This window comes from Winogradskya consettensis, assembly GCF_018332715.1.
Lineage (GTDB): Bacteria > Actinomycetota > Actinomycetes > Mycobacteriales > Micromonosporaceae > Actinoplanes > Actinoplanes consettensis.
Genome location: NZ_BOQP01000004.1, coordinates 128782 through 146597, shown reverse-complemented (window position 1 = coordinate 146597; position 17816 = coordinate 128782). Strand labels below are relative to the sequence as shown.

At 70.7% G+C, this 17816-nt stretch carries 14 protein-coding genes and 1 riboswitch; of the genes, 7 read left to right on the top strand and 7 right to left on the bottom strand.

The annotated features are described in order from the left end of the window. Positions 1-27 precede the first annotated feature (27 nt). From Aco04nite_RS04415 to Aco04nite_RS04400, 4 genes are all read left to right on the top strand, one after another. On the top strand, positions 28-399 hold the full coding sequence (locus tag Aco04nite_RS04415; protein ID WP_212995865.1) for a DUF4267 domain-containing protein: 372 nt from the start codon (positions 28-30) through the stop codon (positions 397-399). A gap of 130 nt (positions 400-529) precedes the next feature. After that, positions 530-1915, top strand: a complete 1386-nt coding sequence (locus tag Aco04nite_RS04410) for an alpha,alpha-trehalose-phosphate synthase (UDP-forming) (RefSeq protein ID WP_244875745.1) — start codon at positions 530-532, stop codon at positions 1913-1915. Positions 1916-2402: 487 nt separating this feature from the next. Continuing rightward, complete coding sequence (locus Aco04nite_RS04405; protein ID WP_244875744.1) at positions 2403-3344, top strand: ferritin-like domain-containing protein; 942 nt, start codon at positions 2403-2405, stop codon at positions 3342-3344. 51 nt (positions 3345-3395) lie between these two features. Beyond that, entirely contained in the window at positions 3396-4676 is a 1281-nt protein-coding gene (locus tag Aco04nite_RS04400) for an Nramp family divalent metal transporter (protein ID WP_244875743.1), read from the top strand. A 12-nt stretch (positions 4677-4688) separates the two neighbouring features. On the opposite strand, the gene Aco04nite_RS04395 is transcribed toward Aco04nite_RS04400, so the two are convergent. From Aco04nite_RS04395 to Aco04nite_RS04375, 5 genes are all read right to left on the bottom strand, one after another. After that, positions 4689-6614 (bottom strand): potassium transporter Kup, encoded by a 1926-nt coding sequence (locus Aco04nite_RS04395; RefSeq protein ID WP_212995864.1) that lies wholly within the window; start codon positions 6612-6614, stop codon positions 4689-4691. 133 nt (positions 6615-6747) lie between these two features. Then, complete coding sequence (locus Aco04nite_RS04390) at positions 6748-7767, bottom strand: FecCD family ABC transporter permease (RefSeq protein ID WP_212995863.1); 1020 nt, start codon at positions 7765-7767, stop codon at positions 6748-6750. Beyond that, positions 7764-8735, bottom strand: a complete 972-nt coding sequence (locus tag Aco04nite_RS04385) for a FecCD family ABC transporter permease (RefSeq protein ID WP_244875742.1) — start codon at positions 8733-8735, stop codon at positions 7764-7766. Before Aco04nite_RS04385 ends, Aco04nite_RS04390 begins: the two co-directional genes overlap by 4 nt. Before the next feature lie 17 nt (positions 8736-8752). Continuing rightward, entirely contained in the window at positions 8753-9802 is a 1050-nt protein-coding gene (locus Aco04nite_RS04380; RefSeq protein WP_244875741.1) for an ABC transporter substrate-binding protein, read from the bottom strand. Positions 9803-9831: 29 nt separating this feature from the next. Then, a riboswitch (cobalamin riboswitch) is annotated at positions 9832-10006 on the bottom strand. After that, positions 10003-11064 carry an alpha/beta fold hydrolase gene (locus tag Aco04nite_RS04375; protein ID WP_212995862.1) on the bottom strand — a complete coding sequence of 354 codons (1062 nt, stop codon included), beginning with the start codon at positions 11062-11064 and terminating at the stop codon, positions 10003-10005. (Overlaps the previous riboswitch by 4 nt.) A 54-nt stretch (positions 11065-11118) precedes the next feature. On the opposite strand from Aco04nite_RS04375, the gene Aco04nite_RS04370 reads away from it, so the two are divergent. Both Aco04nite_RS04370 and Aco04nite_RS04365 read left to right on the top strand, forming a co-directional pair. Continuing rightward, positions 11119-11751 carry a TetR/AcrR family transcriptional regulator gene (locus Aco04nite_RS04370; RefSeq protein WP_212995861.1) on the top strand — a complete coding sequence of 211 codons (633 nt, stop codon included), beginning with the start codon at positions 11119-11121 and terminating at the stop codon, positions 11749-11751. A 109-nt stretch (positions 11752-11860) separates the two neighbouring features. Further along, positions 11861-12274 (top strand): ATP-binding protein, encoded by a 414-nt coding sequence (locus Aco04nite_RS04365; RefSeq protein ID WP_212995860.1) that lies wholly within the window; start codon positions 11861-11863, stop codon positions 12272-12274. Here the strand turns inward: Aco04nite_RS04365 and Aco04nite_RS04360 are convergent. Together Aco04nite_RS04360 and Aco04nite_RS04355 are read right to left on the bottom strand one after the other, a co-directional pair. Continuing rightward, the gene (locus Aco04nite_RS04360; RefSeq protein WP_212995859.1) at positions 12271-12609 is read right to left on the bottom strand and encodes an STAS domain-containing protein; all 339 of its coding nucleotides are present in this window, start codon (positions 12607-12609) and stop codon (positions 12271-12273) included. The two genes, Aco04nite_RS04365 and Aco04nite_RS04360, sit on opposite strands and share 4 nt — an antisense overlap. Before the next feature lie 41 nt (positions 12610-12650). After that, positions 12651-15713, bottom strand: a complete 3063-nt coding sequence (locus Aco04nite_RS04355) for a putative bifunctional diguanylate cyclase/phosphodiesterase (RefSeq protein ID WP_212995858.1) — start codon at positions 15711-15713, stop codon at positions 12651-12653. Positions 15714-15814: 101 nt separating this feature from the next. Between Aco04nite_RS04355 and Aco04nite_RS04350 the strand changes: the two genes are divergently transcribed. Continuing rightward, positions 15815-17779, top strand: coding sequence for a putative bifunctional diguanylate cyclase/phosphodiesterase (locus tag Aco04nite_RS04350; protein WP_212995857.1), 1965 nt, complete (start codon positions 15815-15817; stop codon positions 17777-17779). Positions 17780-17816 lie beyond the last annotated feature (37 nt).

Here is a 17816-nt window from a genome sequence, read left to right as displayed (position 1 = left end):
TCTAGCGGTGCTAGCAAAGGAGTCATCATGCTCGAGACGGTCGCCTACGGCCTCGCCATCGCGCTCAACCTCTTCATCATCTTCATCGGCGTCAGGTTCCTCCTGGTGCCGCACGCGGCCGCGGCGGGTTACGGCGTCCCGGTCGAGCCGGGCAAGGGTGACGCGTTCCTGGCGGTCAAGGGCGTCCGTGACCTCACCTACGGGCTGGTCGGGCTGGCGCTGCTGGCGTTCGCCGGGGTGCAGGCGGAGGCGTGGTTCATGCTGCTCGTCGCCCTGGCGCCACTGGGAGACACGGTGATCGTCCTGCGGCACGGTGGCACCAAGGCGGTCGCCTTCGGCATCCACTTCGCGACTGCGGTGACCGTACTGATCAGCGCCGCCTTGCTGTTCGCCCTGTGACGCACCGGCGGACGCGCCGTTGGGTTGTGCACAATTAAATTGTGCACAACTTAATTGCACACAACCTACCGGTCGTGCTGGGTTTCGGCGCGTGGAGCGCGCGGTATCTGCAGGAGGTGAGGACATCGCTGTGAACGAGACGTACGAGTTCGTCGTGGTCGCCAACCGCCTGCCGGTCGACGAGGTGGTGGCCGCCGATGGGAGCCGCAGCTGGGCGCGCAGCCCGGGCGGGCTGGTCAGCGCGCTACAGCCGATCGTGCGCAGTCACGGCGGGGCGTGGGTGGGGTGGACCGGTCAGCCCGGCGACGCACCCGAGCCGTTCGACAGCGACGGGATGCACCTGCACCCGGTGGGGTTGAGCGCCGACGATGTCGATCGTTACTACGAGGGGCAGTCCAACGGGACCATCTGGCCGCTGTTCCACGACGCTGTCGAGCAGCCGACCCACCGCCGGCCGTGGCGCCAGGCCTACGAAGCCGTCAACCGCCGGTTCGCCGAGGCCGCCGCGGAGCTGGCCGCGCCCGGCGGCACGGTGTGGGTGCACGACTACCAGCTGATGCTGGTGCCGGCGATGCTGCGCGAGCGGCGGCCCGACCTGCGGATCGGGTTCTTCCTGCACATCCCGTTCCCGCCGGTGGAGCTGTTCATGCAGCTGCCCCGTCGTGCCGAACTGCTGCGTGGACTCCTCGGCGCGGACCTGGTCGGCTTCCAGCGCCCGCTCGCCGCGCAGAATTTCCTGCAGCTGACCGGGCGCCTGCTCGGACTGGATCCGCAGGAGGATCACGTCGTCCACGATGGCCGCACCGTCACCGCCAGGGCGTTCCCGATCTCGATCGACGTCGCCGAGGTGGAGAAGCTCGCCGCCGACCCCGGCGTCCAGGCCGAGGCCCGGCGCATGCGCAAGGAGCTCGGTGGTGACCGCCGGCTGCTGCTCGGCGTCGACCGCCTCGACTACACCAAGGGCATCGAGCAGAGGCTAGAGGCGTACGGCGAACTCCTCGCCGACGGCACCGTCTCCAACGACGATGTCGTCCTGGTCCAGGTCGCCACGCCCAGCCGGATGCGCGTCCAGGAATATCAGGAACTGCGCGCCCGGGTCGAGCGTGAGGTCGGCCGGATCAACGGCGAGTTCGGCGCGGTCGGCCAGGTCCCGGTGCACTACCTGTTCCAGTCGATGAACCGCGAGGAGCTCGTCGCGCTCTACCTCGCCGCCGACGTCATGGTCATCACCCCACTGCGCGACGGCATGAACCTGGTCGCCAAGGAGTACGTCGCCGCCCGCGAGGACGACCGGGGCGCCCTGGTCCTCAGCGAGTTCGCCGGTGCCGCCGCCGAGCTGGAGACCGCGTTCCAGGTCAACCCGCACGACGTCGAGGACATCAAGCGCGCCCTCGTCGACGCCCTGAACGCCGACCCCGCCGAGCAGACGCAACGGATGCGCCCGATGCGTGCCCAGGTCCGCGCGCACGACATCGACCGCTGGGCCCAGGATTTCCTGGGAGCGCTCGCCGACTGACAACAGCGGGCCTGTGCCGCAGACCGGGCGGACAGCGAGCACGGTCACGCGGGCTGCAGCGGCGGTGAGGTCGGCGATGGACGATCGCGGCCTGCAGTCGGAGATCCCCCGCCTCCGCGGTCGCCCCGGCTGCTGACCGCAGCCGGGGCTGTCACGGGATTCCAGTTCGACCGCGACAGCGTGACCCTGGCCGGCCGCTGCGGGGACTGCGCCGAGCCGTCCTGACCTGGGGTTTACTGCCTACTGTTGGCAGTTGCTATTTATTCTCACTTTCGACCTTGGGCGCGTCCCCCGCTCGTTATGGTTTGCCTGGTTGATCTGTTGCAAGCCGTCCGACCCGTACCGCCGGTGACCCCGGCGGACCCCGGGGGCGGCCCGGCGACCGTCGTCGAATGACAGCTCCGCCGACCTCTTTCACGACCCTCGACCCCGCGTCCCCGACGCCGGGCCGGTTTGTCGTGCCCGTCTTTCTGTCAGGGAGTTCACCGTGTTCGGTAAGACCCTCGTCAAGGAAATGATCAGCCGCAGTGCCGAGAACAAGGCGGACCGCCGCCGCTTCCTGCAGAGCGCCGGCGCTCTCGGGCTCGGAGTCGTCGGTGGCGGCGTGCTCACCTCACCGGCCGTCGCGGCGCCTGCCCAGGAGGCCACCACGGCCGCCGCGGCCGCGGCGCCGAGCGATGGGGCGGTGCTGAACTTCGCGCTGAACCTGGAATACCTCGAAGCGGAGTTCTACCTGCACGCCGTGAACGGTGAGGGGCTCGCCGACAACTTCACCACCGGCAAGGGCACCCGGGGCGGCGTGACCGGTGGCCGCGCGGTCAAGTTCGACACCCCCGCGATCCGGCAGTACGCCCAGGAGATCGCGAACGACGAGCGCGCGCACGTGAACTTCCTGCGCGGGGCCCTGGGCAAGGCCGCGGTGTCGCGTCCCGCGATCAACATCCGGGACAGCTTCACGGCGGCGGCCCGCGCCGCCGGTGTCATCGGTGCCACCGAGACGTTCGACCCGTACGCCAACGAGAACAACTTCCTGCTGGCGGCGTACCTGTTCGAGGATGTCGGCGTCACCGCGTACAAGGGTGCTGCCCCGCTGATCACCAACAAGACGTACCTGGAGGCCGCGGCCGGCATCCTGGCCGTCGAGGCGTACCACGCGGCGACCATCCGCACGTCACTGTTCGAGAAGGACATGGCCGCGACCGTGGCGAAGCTGTCCGCCGCGCGCGATTCGCTGGACGGCAGGACGGACCTCGACCAGGGCATCACCGCCAACGGACGGGCCAACATCAACCCGACGAACAAGAGCGGTATCGCCTACAGCCGTACGCCCGGACAGGTGCTCAACATCGTCTACCTGAACCCGGGCAAGGTCAGCAAGGGCGGCTTCTACCCCAAGGGCCTCAACGGCGCCGTACGCGTCAGCGGCTGACGCCGTACCTGTAGCGCAGTCTTCATCACCCGCCCGAGGAGGGACAGTTTCGTGACCCGGACATCACCATCGCCGCTGATCACCGAGCCCCTCCCCGGGCGGCTCACCCCGGCGGCGAAGAACCTGCGCATCGCGACGGCACTGGGGCCGGCGTTCGTCGCGGCGATCGCCTATCTCGACCCCGGCAACTTCGCCACGAACTTCGCCGCCGGGTCCAGCACCGGCTACCGGCTGGTCTGGGTGGTGGTGCTCGCGAACGTCGTCGCCATGCCCATCCAATACCTCGCCGCGAAGCTCGGCATCGTCACCGGGCAGAGCCTGCCGCAGCTGTGCCGCGCCACGATGGGCCGCCGCAGCCGATGGGTCATGTGGGGCCAGGCCGAGATCGTCGCCATGGCGACCGACCTGGCCGAGTTCGTCGGCGCCGCCATCGGCCTCAACCTGCTCTTCGGCATGCCCCTGCCCTTGGCCGCGGTCATCACGGCCGTCCTCGCCTTTGCGATCCTCGCGTTCCAGCGTCGCGGGCACCGGCCGTTCGAGCTGGCCGTCGGTGCGATGCTCGCCCTCATCTGCGCCGGCTTCCTCTACACGACCCTGCGCATTCCGCCGTCGGCCACCGGGGTGCTGGGCGGCCTGGTCCCGAACTTCGCCGGCGACGACACCCTGCTTCTTGCGGTCGGCATCATCGGTGCGACCGTCATGCCGCACGCCATCTACCTGCACTCCGGGCTGATGAGCAACCGGGTCGGGGTGGCCGGCGACACCTGCCGCACGAAGATGCTGCACTTCGCCCGGGTCGACATCGGCATCGCGATGGGCATCGCCGGTCTCGTCAATCTCAGCATGCTGGCCGTCGCCGCGAAGCTCTTCTACGCCGGTCCCGGCACACCGGCAATCGGCCTCGGCGAGGTCCACAACCGGTTCGCGGAGACGATCGGCGGCAGCGTCGCCCTCGCGTTCGCCGCCGCCCTGCTGGCCTCCGGGATCTCGTCGTCCAGCGTCGGCACGGCCGCCGGTCAGATCATCATGGACGGCTTCCTGAATCTGCGCATCGCGACCTGGCTGCGCCGCGCCATCACCATGACCCCGGCCGTCGTACTGCTGATGTCCGGGCTCGACCCCACCAAGGCGCTCGTGCTGAGCCAGGTGACCCTGTCGTTCGGCATCCCGTTCGCACTCGGCGCGCTGCTGTGGCTCACCAGCCGCCGCGACATCATGGGCGAGCACGTCAACACCCGGACCATGACCGCCGGTATGGCCGCCGTGGTGGCGGTGCTCAGCGGCCTCAACCTGATGCTGCTCGGCCAGCAACTGACCACCTGGCTCACCTGAGGCAGGGACCCGTCAGACCTCGACCCGGGAACCCATGATGACCGTACGGTCGCGGGGGAGCCCGAAGTAGTCGGCGGCGTCCGCGGTGGCATGGGCGGTGGCCATGAACAGCCGCTTGCGCCAGGTGGCCATCGTCGGGGAGTCGCCGGGTCGCAGTTCGATCTTCGACAGGAAGTAGGACGCCTCGTCGAGGTCGAGCTGGCCCTCGGTGGTCCCGGGGTCGAGCAGGGCGAGCGCGGCGGGGACGTCCGGGGCCTCGAGGTATCCGTAGCGGACGATGACGTGGAAGATGCCGTCGTGGGCGTAGCCGAGGTCGTCGACGACGATGCGGTCCTGCTGCGGGACCCGGGGCACGGGTTCGGTCTCGAGCGACATGATGACGACGTGTTCGTGGCGGACATGGTTGTGTTCGACGTTGGCCCGCATCGCGAGCGGTGCGGTGAGCTTGCCGCGGTTGAGGAAGACGGCGGTGCCGGGGACCCGCTGGGTGGCACACGTACCGTCGCGGACCTGGTCGATGAACTCGCGGAGCGGGCCTTCGAGGCGTTCCCGCTCGGCGGTGATGATCCGGCGGCCCCGCTGCCAGGTCGTCATCAGGGTGAACGCGGTCAGGGCGATGGCCAGCGGCAGCCACGCGCCGTGCACCAGCTTGGTGAGGTTGGCGGCGACGAACAGCAGGTCGACCAGAAGCAACAGGACCGCACCGGCGCCGAGCAGCCAGAGCGGGGCGCCCCAGCGTTTGCGGGCGACGTAGAGGCTCAGCAGCGTGGTGATGGTGATCGTTCCGGTCACGGCCATGCCGAACGCGTACGCCAGGGCGGCCGAGCTGCGGAACGCGAAGACGAGGGTGAGGACGGAGACCATCAGCAGCCAGTTGATCCACGGCACGTAGATCTGGCCGATGGACGAATCGGAGGTGTGTGCGATGCGCAGCCGGGGGAGGTAGCCCAGCTTGCCGGCCTGGGAGGCGACCGAGAACGCCCCGGTGATGACGGCCTGGGAGGCGATCACGGTGGCGGCGGTGGCGAGCAGGACCAGCGGCAGGCGGGCCCAGCCGGGTGCGAGCAGGAAGAACGGACTGTCCACGTTGGCCTGGTCCTTGAGGATCAGGGCGCCCTGGCCGAAGTAGCTGAGGGTGGAGGCCGGCAGCACGAGGAACAGCCAGCCGCGGGTGATCGAGCGGCGGCCGAAGTGGCCCATGTCGGCGTAGATCGCCTCCGCGCCGGTGACCGCGAGCACGATGGCGGCGAGGGCGAAGAACGCGATGCCGAAATGCCCGGCGAGGAACCCGGCGGCGTAGGTGGGCGACAGTGCCTTCAGGATCTCCGGTTCCGTCGTGACGCCGGTGATCCCGAGCCCGCCGATGGCCAGGAACCAAGCGATCATCACGGGTCCGAAGACGCGGCCGACGGCGGCCGTGCCCCGGCGCTGGACGGTGAACAGCACCACGATGATGACCGCGGTGATCGGTACGACCCACGAGTCGAACGACGGCCGGACGATCTTGAGTCCCTCGACGGCCGACAGCACGGAGATCGCCGGCGTGATCATGCTGTCGCCGAAGAACAGGGAGGCGCCGAAGATGCCCACCGCGGCGAGCAGTGCGGCGGTCCGGCGGCCCGGGGCGGCGGCCTGGCGGCGCAGCAGCGCGATGAGGGCCATGATGCCGCCCTCGCCGTCGTTGTCGATGCGCAGGGCGAGCAGCATGTAGGTCACGGTGATGATGATCATCACGGACCAGAAGATGAGCGACACCACGCCGTACACGTTGTCCGCGCTGACCGGGACGGGGTGCGGGTCGTCCGGGCTGAACACGGTCTGCAACGTGTAGATCGGGCTGGTCCCGATGTCACCGAAAACCACACCCAGTGCGCCGACGATCACTGCGAGTCGCACGCTGTCGTGCCGGTGCGGTGTCGCCTGCTGGACGTCAGCCACGGCAGGGTCCCTTCTTCGTGCGGCGAGCAGCGGAGTCGATCTCCGGCCGCGTCGGCGAGACCCTACCCGCCCGTCACCCGGCCGGTCCGGCTGACCTGCGCCGCAGCTGCACGGGGCGGCAGAAGTACCACGGTTATCCAGCTCTTCCGATGCGGTTGGCGGTGGCGAGCAGCCCGATGAGCAGGGGTGCGCCGAGCACGGTGGTCAGCACCCCGACGGGCAGCTCGACGGGTGCGAGGGCCCGGCGCGCGGCGAGATCCGCGAGCGCCAGCAGCGCGGCGCCGACCGCCGCCGACGGGACCAGGGCGAGCCCGCGTTCGCGGACCAGGCGGCGGGCGATCCGGGGTGCGGCGAGGGCGACGAACGCGATCGGCCCGGCCGCCGCCGTCGCCACCGCGGCTAGGGCTACGGCTGTCACGAGCAGTCCCGCCCGCGCGGGTTCGACGCGGGTGCCCAGAGCCCGGGCGAGGTCGTCGCCGAGTTCCAGGGCCCGCAGCGGAGCGGCCAGCCGTAACGCCACCGGGAGCAGAGCCGCGACGGCGATCAGGACCGGCGCGACGTCGGCCCAGGACCGCCCGGCGAGGCTGCCGGTGAGCCAGATCGAGGCCTGCTGCGCGGTGTAGACGTTCGCGGTGTTGAGCAGGTACGCGGTCACCGAGGACAGCATGGCCGTGACGCCGATGCCGACCAGGACGAGCCGGTAGCCCGTGACGCCCCGGCGCCGCGACAGCAGGTAGATCGCGGCGGCCGTCACCAGCGCCCCGGCCAGGGCTCCGGCGGCGACCGTGCGGGGGCCGGCCGCGAACACCACGATCAGGAACACGGCGACCGTGGCGGCTCCCGCGTTGATGCCGACGATGTCCGGGCTGGCGAGGGGGTTGCGCACGACCCGCTGCACGATCGCCCCGGACAGGCCGAACGCTGCCCCTACGGCGATCGCACCGAGGGCGCGGGGGAGACGGAGCTGCAGGATCACGTACGCGCTGCGCCGGGTCGCGCCCTCACCGCCGCCCAGCACCGAGAGGACGTCGGTGAGCGGGAGGGGGTAGTCGCCCAGGGACACGGAGGTGACCAGGGCGGCGGATGCCACGAGGACGGCGAGGACGGTGACGACGGCGGCTCGGGGCTCTCCGCGTACCCATCGCGTTCTCACAGCTCGGCCAGCTTGCGGCGGCGTACCAGGATGATGAAGAAGGGTGCCCCCGCGATCGCCGTGACGATCCCTGCCTGCAGTTCCTGGGGCCTGGCGACGATCCGGCCGAGGATGTCGGCGCCCAGCAGCACGATGGGGGCGAGGACCGCGGAGTACGCGAGCAGCCAGCGGTGTGCCGGGCCGACGAGTGCCCGTGCCATGTGCGGCACCGTGAGCCCGACGAACGCGATCGGGCCGGCCAGGGCCACCGCGGTCCCGGCGAGGACCACGACGGCCAGTGCCGCGGTCGCGCGACCGGCAGCCAGGCCGTGACCGAGGGATCGCGCCAGGTCGTCGCCCAGCGCGAAGGCGTCGAGCGCCCGCGCCGACGCCGCGGCGAGCACCGCACCGACGGCGAGGAACGGCAGCGCGGTCCGGATCACCGCGGAGTCGGCCGAGGTGAGTGCCCCCACCGACCAGTAGCGGTAGGCGTTGAACGTGGTGAGGTCCAGCAGCGTGATCGCCGTGGTGAGCCCGCCGAGCATCGCCGTTGCGGCCGCCCCGGCCAGCGCGAGCTTCACCGGCGAGGTCCCGCCGCGGCCCAGCGATCCCAGGACGAACACCGCTGTCCCGGTGACGGCGGCGCCGGCGAAGGAGAACCAGATCCAGCCGCCGAAGCTGTCCACGCCGAACACCGCGATGCCCAGCACCACGCTCAGCGCCGCGCCCGCGTTCACCCCGAGCACCTCGGGCCCGGCGAGGGCGTTGCGGGTCAGGCCCTGCAGCAGCCCGCCGGCGACGCCGAGCGCGGCACCGGCGAGGATCCCCGCGAGGGTGCGGGGCACCCGCAGGTATTCCACGATCCGCTGCACGTCGGAGCCGTCGGGGTGCAGCCACGTGCCGAGCGCCGCGCGTACGCCGATCGTCTCGTTGCCGATCAGGACCGAGCCGGCCGCGGCCACCGCCAGCACGGCGACGGCCGCGAGCAACCCGAAGGCGCGCCTGCTCAGAACCGCTCCGGGTGCAGCAGCTTCGCGAGGTTCGCCACCGCGCCGGCGTTGCGGACACCGGGGGTGATCTCGGCGAACGTCACGGCGTACACCCTGTTGTTCGTGATGGCGGGCACGTTGGCCAGCGCGGGGTCGGCCCTCAACGCGTCGATCACGCTCTGGGCGTCGTCGGGGCCGACGTCCGCGCCGCAGCACGCGGGAACCACGATCACGTCGGGTCTGCGTTTGATCAGCTCCTCGGTGCCGATCCGGGTCAGCCGGCCCGGGACGTCGTCGAACGCCTGGGTGCCACCGGCCTTCTCGATGATCGTGGTGGCGACGTCGTGGGTGCCGAACACGCGCAGCTCGCCGTTGCCGGGCCGGTTGAGCATCGCGACCCGCGGCCGCCGCACCCCGGCGAGCTTGCCCTCGACGTCCGCGACGGTCTGCTTCATGCGGGTCACGAGCGCGTCCGCCTGCGTGGGGGCGCCGAGGACGCGGCCGAGATCGGTGAGGTCGGCGTAGACGCTGTCGAGGGACACGTCGTTGTCGGCCAGGGACTTCTGGCCCTCACCGTCGGCCGTCGGGCAGTACTGCGTGAACAGGTACGAGCCGATGCCGATCTTCCGCAGCTCGGCGCGGGTGCCGAGGCCCTCGCCGGTGAACGCGCCGGTGAAGCCGGACACGACGAAGTCCGGATCGAGTCGGAGGACCTCTTCGCGGCTGGGGTACTCCTCCGGGTAGTACGCCGGTTTCTGCTGGTCGGGGTGGAACTGTGCGGTGTATTCGGGCAGTAGCGGATTGTCGAGGTAGGCCGCGCCGACGAGTTTGTCGCCGGCGCCGAGGGCGTACACGGCCTCGATGCCGTTGTGGAAAGCAGCAAAGATCCGGGCGGGCGGGGTGGCGGTGGGCACGGCGACCCCGCAGTTGCTGACCGAGGTCGCTGCGCCGGCGGGTGGTTCGGGGTCATCGGGTGCGGCGCCGCACGCGGACAGCGCGACGAGCAGGACGGACAGCGGCGCGGCAGCGCGCCAGGACAGTGGGGACCGCACAGCGCGCACGCGCATGGGGACCGCCTTCCAGCACCTCGTGGACGGGTCGTCTCGGTGCCGTGGCCGGTCTCCTGGCTGACGGGTGGTGCGCCGGCAACCGGCCTTCCCAGGCGCGTACGCCCAGTGACCTAGCAGGTGGTGCCGGCATCCCGTTCACAGTGGCGAGGGCCGCGCCGGCATCACACCGGCTTCCCGAACACCACGGCGGAAGTACCTTAGCTGCCGGTGTTTCGCAGGAAGAAGCCGGTCAGGAGCTCGGTGAACTCGGCGGGCTCGTCGAGGTGGACGACGTGGGTCGCGTCGACGCGCCGGTACGTGCCGTTGCGGAGCAGAGATGCCGCCCGGCTCGCTTCTTCCTGGCTCATGGCGCCGTCGAGGATGCCGTCCGGGCGTACCTCGAAATTGGCCTGGAGGAGCAGCACCGGGCAGGTGATCTTCTCGAGTGCGGCGGCGTGGTCGAAGTTCTGGTTGAACGTGCCGTCGTAGAAGGCGGCGCCGAAGCGGGGGTCGTACTCGTCGAGCCCGCGGACGAACTGGCGGACCGTGTCGTTCCTGAGCAGCCCGATCTCGACCGGTGCGCCGGGGTTGGCCCCGCGGTACGACGTGATGGCCCGGGTCAGCACCGCCCCGGAGCCCCGGCCGACGTTCTTGTCGAAGAACGGTTTGCTGGCCCTGATCCAGTAGAGCAGGAAGTCATCGGCGTGATCCTGGACGGCTTGGTTGCTCGTGACGAACGACTTGTACGCGATCGTCTGCTGGATCCGGGGCTGCTCCGCGGAGAACAGCGGCGGATCCTCCAGCAGGGCGGCCCGGACGAGCTCCGGGCGGTTGGCGGCGAGCCAGGTGGCCAGCAGACCGCCGGACGAGTTGCCGGTGACGTACGCGGGCTCCTTGATCACTGTCCGGATGAAATCGCCGAGGTCGGTGCCGATCCGCTCAGCGGTCATCGGGTAGCCGGCCGGGACGGTGGTCGCGCCGTGCCCCGGGTAGTCGATGTCGAAGACGTGGAACGACCTGGCCAGGCCCGGCAGGACGAGGTTGTAGCTGTACCAGTCCAGGTGCTGGGCGTGCAGCAGGACCAGCGGCGGCCCGTTGTCCGGCCCCTCGACGTAGCTCAGGGCGACCTCGTTCACCCGGATCGTCTTCTCGACGTAGCCCGCCGCGGTGACCTCTGCCTGGCCGGGGTCGGTGTAGCGGTCGTTGACGGTCTTCAGGGTGACCAGGGCTATCGCGGCCAGGAACACGACGACGCCGAGCGTGATGGCGGTGTTTCGCATACAACTGATGAAATCATCAGAGCTGTAGGGAATCAACATAAGTAAGCTGTGACCATGAGCGCGCAGCACGGCACCGCCGCGAACCGGACCGAGCGGCGCAAGGCGCAGACCCGTCAGAAACTGATCGACGCGGCCCGGGGGATGCTCGCCGACGGCACCGCGCAGAAGGCCAGCATCGAGGCCATCACGGAACGCGCCGACGTGGGCTTCGGGTCCTTCTACAACCACTTCACCAGCAAAGATGAGTTGTACGCCGCAGCTGTCACCGACGTCCTCGTCCTCGTCGGGGCCGCGCTGGACGACCTGCACCGCGACCTCGGCGACCCGGTGGCGGCGTACGCGCTGTCGGTCCGGCTGTCCGTTCGCGGGGCGTTGCTGCGGCCGCAATTCGCCCAGATTCTCGTCAGCAACGGGATGTCCTATCTGGACGACGCGCAGGGGCCGGCGGCGTACATCCAGCGGGACATCGAGGCGGCCGCCGCGACCGGCAGGCTCCGGGTCGACAACCTTCCCCTCGCCGTCGCGGTGACCCTCGGCTCGGTGCTGGCCACCCTGCGCCTCGCCCTCGCCGACCCGGACCTGGCCGCCGGCCCCGTCGCCGAACAGCTCGCCGAGCACCTGCTCCGGATGTTCGGGCTGCCCGCCGACGAGGCCCACGCGGTGGCGAACGAGCCGCTGCCCTCATAGGCCCTGCAGCCCCGGGATCACCACGGTCAGGGCCCGGCAGATGTCAGATGATCATGAACGTCCATGGATCGACGTTTTCGGTTCGCGTGTGAGGGCAATGAGCTGATCCATGAAGCCCCCGAGATCAGCGCCGCCCCCGGCACACGCCGTGGAGCTGCGGCGTTGGTCGCTGACCTCGGGGGACGACCTGCACGCCATGCGCTCGGAGCTGACCGGTGAGCTGAGCGATCGGCGGCTGGGCGACGGTGAGCTCGGCGAGCGGATGACTCTGGCGGCCACGGAACTCGCGAGCAACGCGTTGCGGCACGGGTTGCCACCCGTGCAGGTGCAGCTGCTGCGGACCCCGGAGGATCTGATCATCGCCGTGTCGGACGGGGACGTGACCGGGGTCCCGCAGTCGGACGGCGACGGCGGCCTCGTGGCAGGCGGCCGGGGACTGCTCATCGTGGGAGCGGTGGCCGACGACCTGTGCTGGCACGCCGACGGCACGGTCAAATACGTCTGGGCGTCGTTCCTCGGCTAGTGAGCGTCCTGGCACAGCACCTCGGCCAGGCCGGTGACGTCGAGGATCTGCTTGACCATGCCCCGGGCGTTGGTGACCGAGAAGCGGCGCCCGGCGCTGTGGGCCGCCTCGTATCCGGCCACCAGACCGGCGATCCCGTGCGAGTCGAAGAACGCGACCCGCTGCATGTCGACGAACACCTGCTCGACGCCGGTCTCCTGCGCCGCCGCCCGGAGCGCGTCGGCGAGCGCGGTGCCGACACCCATGTCGAACTGGCCGCCCAGGCACACCAGCAGGACGCCGTCGTGCGCCGGCTGAACGACGATTTGATAGTGGTGGATGCTCACAACGCGCATGTCTAACACGTGGGTACGACAGTCGGATAACGATGCGCTCGCTATCCGGCGTCGCTGATCGCCGCGGCGGCGGGGGTGTGCAGCCAGGTGTGGAGGTCTTCGCTGGTCAGGGGTTTGGCGAAGAGGTAGCCCTGGCCGTACGGGCAGCCCATCTCGATCAGGGCCGCCCGGTGCTCGGCGAGTTCGATGCCTTCGGCGACGACCTTCAGGTCGAGGATCGCGGCGAGGCTGATGATGGTCTCGACCAGGGCGAGTTGCTGGCGGGAGTGCAGGATGTCGTCGATGAAGGACTTGTCGATCTTGAGGACGTCGACGGGCATCTGGCTGAGGTAGCTCAGCGAGGAGTAGCCGGTGCCGAAGTCGTCGATCGCGATCCGGACCCCCCACGCGCGTAGCTCGCGCAGGTCACGCCAGACCTGTTCGGCGTCGTGCAGGACCAGGCTCTCGGTGATCTCCAGCAGCAGGGCGCCGGGCGGGGTGCCGGTCTCGGCGAGGACGGCGCGGACCTGGTCGACGAAGCCGGGGGTGCGGAACTGGCGGGCGGAGACGTTGACGCTGACGTACCGCAGCGGGCTGTCCGGGGACGCCGCGGACCAGGACGCGAAGGTCCGCAGGGCTTCGCGCAGCACCCAGCCGCCGACGGCGACGATCGCCCCGTTCTGTTCGCAGAGCTCGATGAACTCCTGCGGGCCCAGCAGGCCGAGCACGGGATGCTGCCAGCGGACGAGCGCCTCCACGCCGACGGTGTCGCCGCTGCTCAGGTCGACGATGGGCTGGTATCGCAGCCGCATCTGCCCGCCCGGGACCGCCTCGGTGAGCGCGGAGCGCAGTTCCAGCCGGCGGACGGCCGCGTCGTGGAGCTCGTCGCGATAGGGCTGCCAGTTGTTCTTGCCCTCGGCCTTCGCGGCGTACATGGCCACGTCGGCATGGCGCAGCAGGTCGGAGACGTCGCCGTGGGTGGCGGCGGTGGCGACACCGACGCTGGCGGCGCCACTGACGAGGTGTACGCCCCCGGCGCCATCGCTGACCTCGATCGGCGCGCCCAGCGCCGCGATGATGCGGCTGGCGATCCGCCCGGCCTCGGCGATACCGCCGTCGTGCTCGATCAGGACGGCGAACTCGTCACCGCCGGTGCGGGCCGCGAGGTTGAGCGCGCCGGCGACCCCGGCGATCCGGTGCCCGACGGTGATGAGGACCTGATCGCCGATCTCGTGGCCGAGGGTGTCGTTGATCTCCTTGAAGTCGTCGAGGTCGATGAACAGCACGCTGACCGAGCCGTGGGTGGCCGCGGTGAAGGGCGTCATCTGGGCCAGCCGGTTCTGCAGCAGCGCCCGGTTGGCGAGCCCGGTCAGCGTGTCGTGGAAGGCCTGGTGTGCGATGTCGTCCTGCAACTGGCGGCGCTCGGTGACGTCGCGGATGGTCATCACCAGGGCCGACACGGCGGGCTCGTCGCGCAGGTCCCGGCAGACGCATTCGACCTGCAGCAGCGTGCCGGCCGCGGAGATCGCCGAGAGGTCGACGGCGTCCCTCCCGCGGCCCGCGCGCACCTCGCCGAGGAAGTGGCGCAGGCCGGCGTGGTCGATGCTCGTGATCAGCTCGTAGACGGTGGTCCCGGCGAGATCGTCGCGCCCGAAGACCGCCAGCGCCGACGGGCTCGCGTACCGGATCGCGTCCTCGGCGTCGACGATCAGGATCACGTCGGACGCGTTCTGGATCAGGGCCCGGAAGTAGTCCTCGTTGCCGCGCCGATGGACCTGCTGGGTCAGCACGATCCGCTCGATCGCCATCGTGCCCTGGGCCATCAGCGCGGCGAACGGCGCTGACAGGGTCTGCAGCACCTGCTCGGACGCGGCGAAGACCGCCCTGTTGTGCCGCAGGGTCCCGTCCGGGGACCCGGCGATCGCCTCCGCGTACAGCGCCGTCGGGAAGCCGGTCATCATCACGGCGACGTCCGCGGGCAGCTCGGCCACGGCGACGCGGCCGGTGCCGATGAAGCCGATCGGCGTGTCCTGGGCGGCCGGCGTGCCGTAGAAGTGCAACCGGTACGGCTCCACCCGCGGAGCCATGTGCGCCATCGCGGTCCGCACCGCGGTCAGCACCTCGGCCTCGCTGCCGACCGCGACCAGCTCGGCGCCGGCGATCCGCAGCGTCCGCTCCCGTGCCGCGGTGTCCCGCTGATGCCGCAACAGGCCCGCGACCCGGGCCATGACCAGCAGGAACATCGTCGCCGACGCGACCGCGATCATCGGGGCGTCGGTGACGGCGCCACGGGCGAACTCGATCAGCAGTGCCACCGGCGCGATCAGCACCGCGACCGACATGGCCACGATCCGGCGCCCGCCCGGGGTCTCGTAGACGGCGGTCTCGTCCGGCTCGGTCAGCTGCGCCATCGACGGGTGCAGTGCGGCCAGCGCGATGGCGGCGTAGAACGCGACCCAGCCGAGGTCGACCGGGCCGCCGACCACCCACGAGCCGTCCAGCTGCCGCAGCCCGTAGACCACGTCGGTGAGCAGCAGGCAGGCCACCCCGGCGGCGAGGATCCGCACCGGGGCCGGACGCCGTCCCCCGGCCGTGAGCAGCCGCGCCACCATGGCAAGAGCCAGGACATCACCCAGCGGGTACGCGATGGACGTCAGCTTTTCGAGCAGGCCCAGCGCGTCGTCGCGTACGTAGGGGGAGATGAGCAGGATCCAGGAGAGCAGTCCCAGGCCCGCGGTCGGCACCAGCGCGTCGAGCAGCGCCCCTCGATCGTCGGAGCGGCCGCTGTAGCGGATGAACGCCGCCAGCGCGATCGCCAGCATCGGATAGACCAGCAGGTAGAACACGTCGCCCAGCGACGGGAACGGATCGGTCCGGCCGAGGAAGTCGGTGAGAATGTTGTACGTCGTGTCGCCCGCCGTGAAACTGACGAGCACCGCCGCCAGCAGGTACCACGGCGCCGGGTTCGCCGGCCGGTGCCGGCGCACCCCGACCAGGACCGCGCCGGCGGCCGACAGCCCGATCGCGGCCCACGAATACATGCTGATCGCGGGGAAGAGGTAGAAGACAGCCGTCAGCGCGACGATCCAAGCACCGAAGCGCAGCTGCAACCGGGCGGCCGTCATGCCCCTCCTATCGGTATGCCCGCCGCACGCATGAGTGTTCGGGGGAACGAGCCGTCCGGTGAACGCTCATGCGGTGCAGCGCCCCTGCCGATCAGGCAGGCATGAGGCTGCGGTCCGCTCAGCGGTTGTTCGTGGCGTACGCCGCGGCGAGCCTGGTGCCGATCGTCGTGCTGGCCGGGGTGCTGTCGGCCGCGCTGGCCCGCGAGGCTCGTGACCGGGGGCTGTCGGAGGGCCGCGCGCAGGCCGCCGTCGTCGCCCGGACCGCGATCGAGCCGCTGCTCGACGGGGAGGACCTCGCTTCCGGGCTGTCCGCCGGGGAGCGGGACGGGCTGACCAGGATCGCCGTCAGCGCGGTCGGTGGCGGGTCCGTGGTGCGGCTCCGGATCCTGGACTCCGCCGGGCGGATGGTGTTCTCGCCGGACGGGAGCGGGCTCGGCCAGGCGCCGGACGACGAGGCGCGCGAGGCCGCCGCGTCGGGGACCGATCGCGCTGAGCTGACCAGGCTGAACACCGACAGCAACGACCAGGAGGCGGTCGGGCAGCGGGTGGTGGAGGTGTACCTGCCGCTCATGGTGCGGGAGCGTCAGGTGGGGGTGCTGGAGATCTACCTGCCGTACGAGCCGATCGATGCGGCCGTGAGCGCTGGTCTGCGTACGGTGTACGGGCTGCTCGGGGTGGGTCTGGTCCTGCTGTGGGTGGCGCTGGCGGGCATCTCGGCCTCCACCATGCGCCGGTTGCGCCGGGAGGCCGCTCGCAACGCCTACCTGGCCGATCACGACGTGCTGACCGGGCTGCCGAACCGGGCCCAGTTCCACCGCCGCGTGCAGGCCGCGCTGGCCGAGGGGCGTGCGGGCGGGACCGGCACTGCGGTGGTGCTGCTGGATCTCGACCGGTTCAAGGAGGTCAACGACACCCTCGGGCACGATCACGGCGACCTGCTGCTGCGGAGCCTGAGTGCCCGGCTGACCGAGAACGCCCGCTCCGGTGACGTCGTCGCCCGGCTCGGCGGGGACGAGTTCGCGCTGGTGCTGCCGTCGGCGGGGGAGGACGACGTGGTCGCGCTGCTCGATCGGCTGCGCGGGAGCATCGGGGCCGACATCGTCGTGGGGGAGATCCCGTTGTCGGTCGAGGCGAGCTTCGGGTACGTGCTGGCACCCGCCGACGGCGACGACGCCGACACGGTGATGCGCCGCGCGGACATGGCGATGTACCGGGCGAAGGACAGCCGGGTCGGGCGGGCCCGCTACGACGGTGTGCGCGACCACTACGACGCCGGGCAGCTCGCGCTCGTGGTGCAGCTGCGGGATGCCATCGAGACCGGCCAGCTCGTCCTGCACTACCAGCCGAAGACGGTCATCAGCACCGGTGAGGTCTGCGCGGTCGAGGCACTCGTCCGCTGGCAGCACCCGGAGCGCGGCATGGTCCCGCCAGACCTGTTCATCCCGGTGGCCGAGCGGACCGGGCTGATCGAACTGCTCACCCGCTGGGTGCTGGACGCGGCACTGACCGAGGTCGGCGGGTGGGACGGCGCGCTCACCGTGGCGGTCAACATCTCGGCTCGCAACCTGGCCCACCTGGGCTTCGCCGCGATGGTGCTCGAGACGCTGGACCGCACCGGAATGCCCGCGGACCGGCTGGTACTGGAGATCACGGAGACGGCACTGCTGGCCGAGCCGGAAACGGTGGTCGCGGTGCTGGGCCGGTTGACCGCTGCGGGCGTACGCATCAGCATCGACGACTTCGGGGTCGGCCAGACGTCGCTCGGCTATCTGCCGTCGCTGCCGCTGGACGAGTTGAAGATCGACAAGAGCTTCGTGATGGATCTGGTCACGAACCCGAGCCATCGCGCGATCGTGCGAACGTGCGTGGACCTGGGCCACAACCTCGGGCTGCGGGTCGTGGCCGAGGGGGTCGAGACGACGGAGATCCTCGGCTTCCTGGGCGAGGCCGGTTGCGACATCGCCCAGGGCTACCTCCTGACCAGGCCGCTACCCCCTCCTGAGCTGCAGCGGTGGCTCGCCGGCCGGCGGGTGGGATCATCCTCACCCGCTCCTGGGGCGCGGTAGGCAGCGGTCACGCGGGCCCGGACAGCGGTCATGCGGG

Coding starts and splice junctions, on each gene's coding strand:
- Aco04nite_RS04380 (WP_244875741.1), bottom strand. CDS start 9,802: ATGCGCGTGCGCGCTGTGCGGTCCCCACTGTCCTGGCGCGCTGCCGCG.
- Aco04nite_RS04355 (WP_212995858.1), bottom strand. CDS start 15,713: ATGACGGCCGCCCGGTTGCAGCTGCGCTTCGGTGCTTGGATCGTCGCG.
- Aco04nite_RS04350 (WP_212995857.1), top strand. CDS start 15,815: ATGAGGCTGCGGTCCGCTCAGCGGTTGTTCGTGGCGTACGCCGCGGCG.
- Aco04nite_RS04415 (WP_212995865.1), top strand. CDS start 28: ATGCTCGAGACGGTCGCCTACGGCCTCGCCATCGCGCTCAACCTCTTC.
- Aco04nite_RS04375 (WP_212995862.1), bottom strand. CDS start 11,064: ATGCGAAACACCGCCATCACGCTCGGCGTCGTCGTGTTCCTGGCCGCG.
- Aco04nite_RS04370 (WP_212995861.1), top strand. CDS start 11,119: ATGAGCGCGCAGCACGGCACCGCCGCGAACCGGACCGAGCGGCGCAAG.
- Aco04nite_RS04360 (WP_212995859.1), bottom strand. CDS start 12,609: ATGCGCGTTGTGAGCATCCACCACTATCAAATCGTCGTTCAGCCGGCG.
- Aco04nite_RS04365 (WP_212995860.1), top strand. CDS start 11,861: ATGAAGCCCCCGAGATCAGCGCCGCCCCCGGCACACGCCGTGGAGCTG.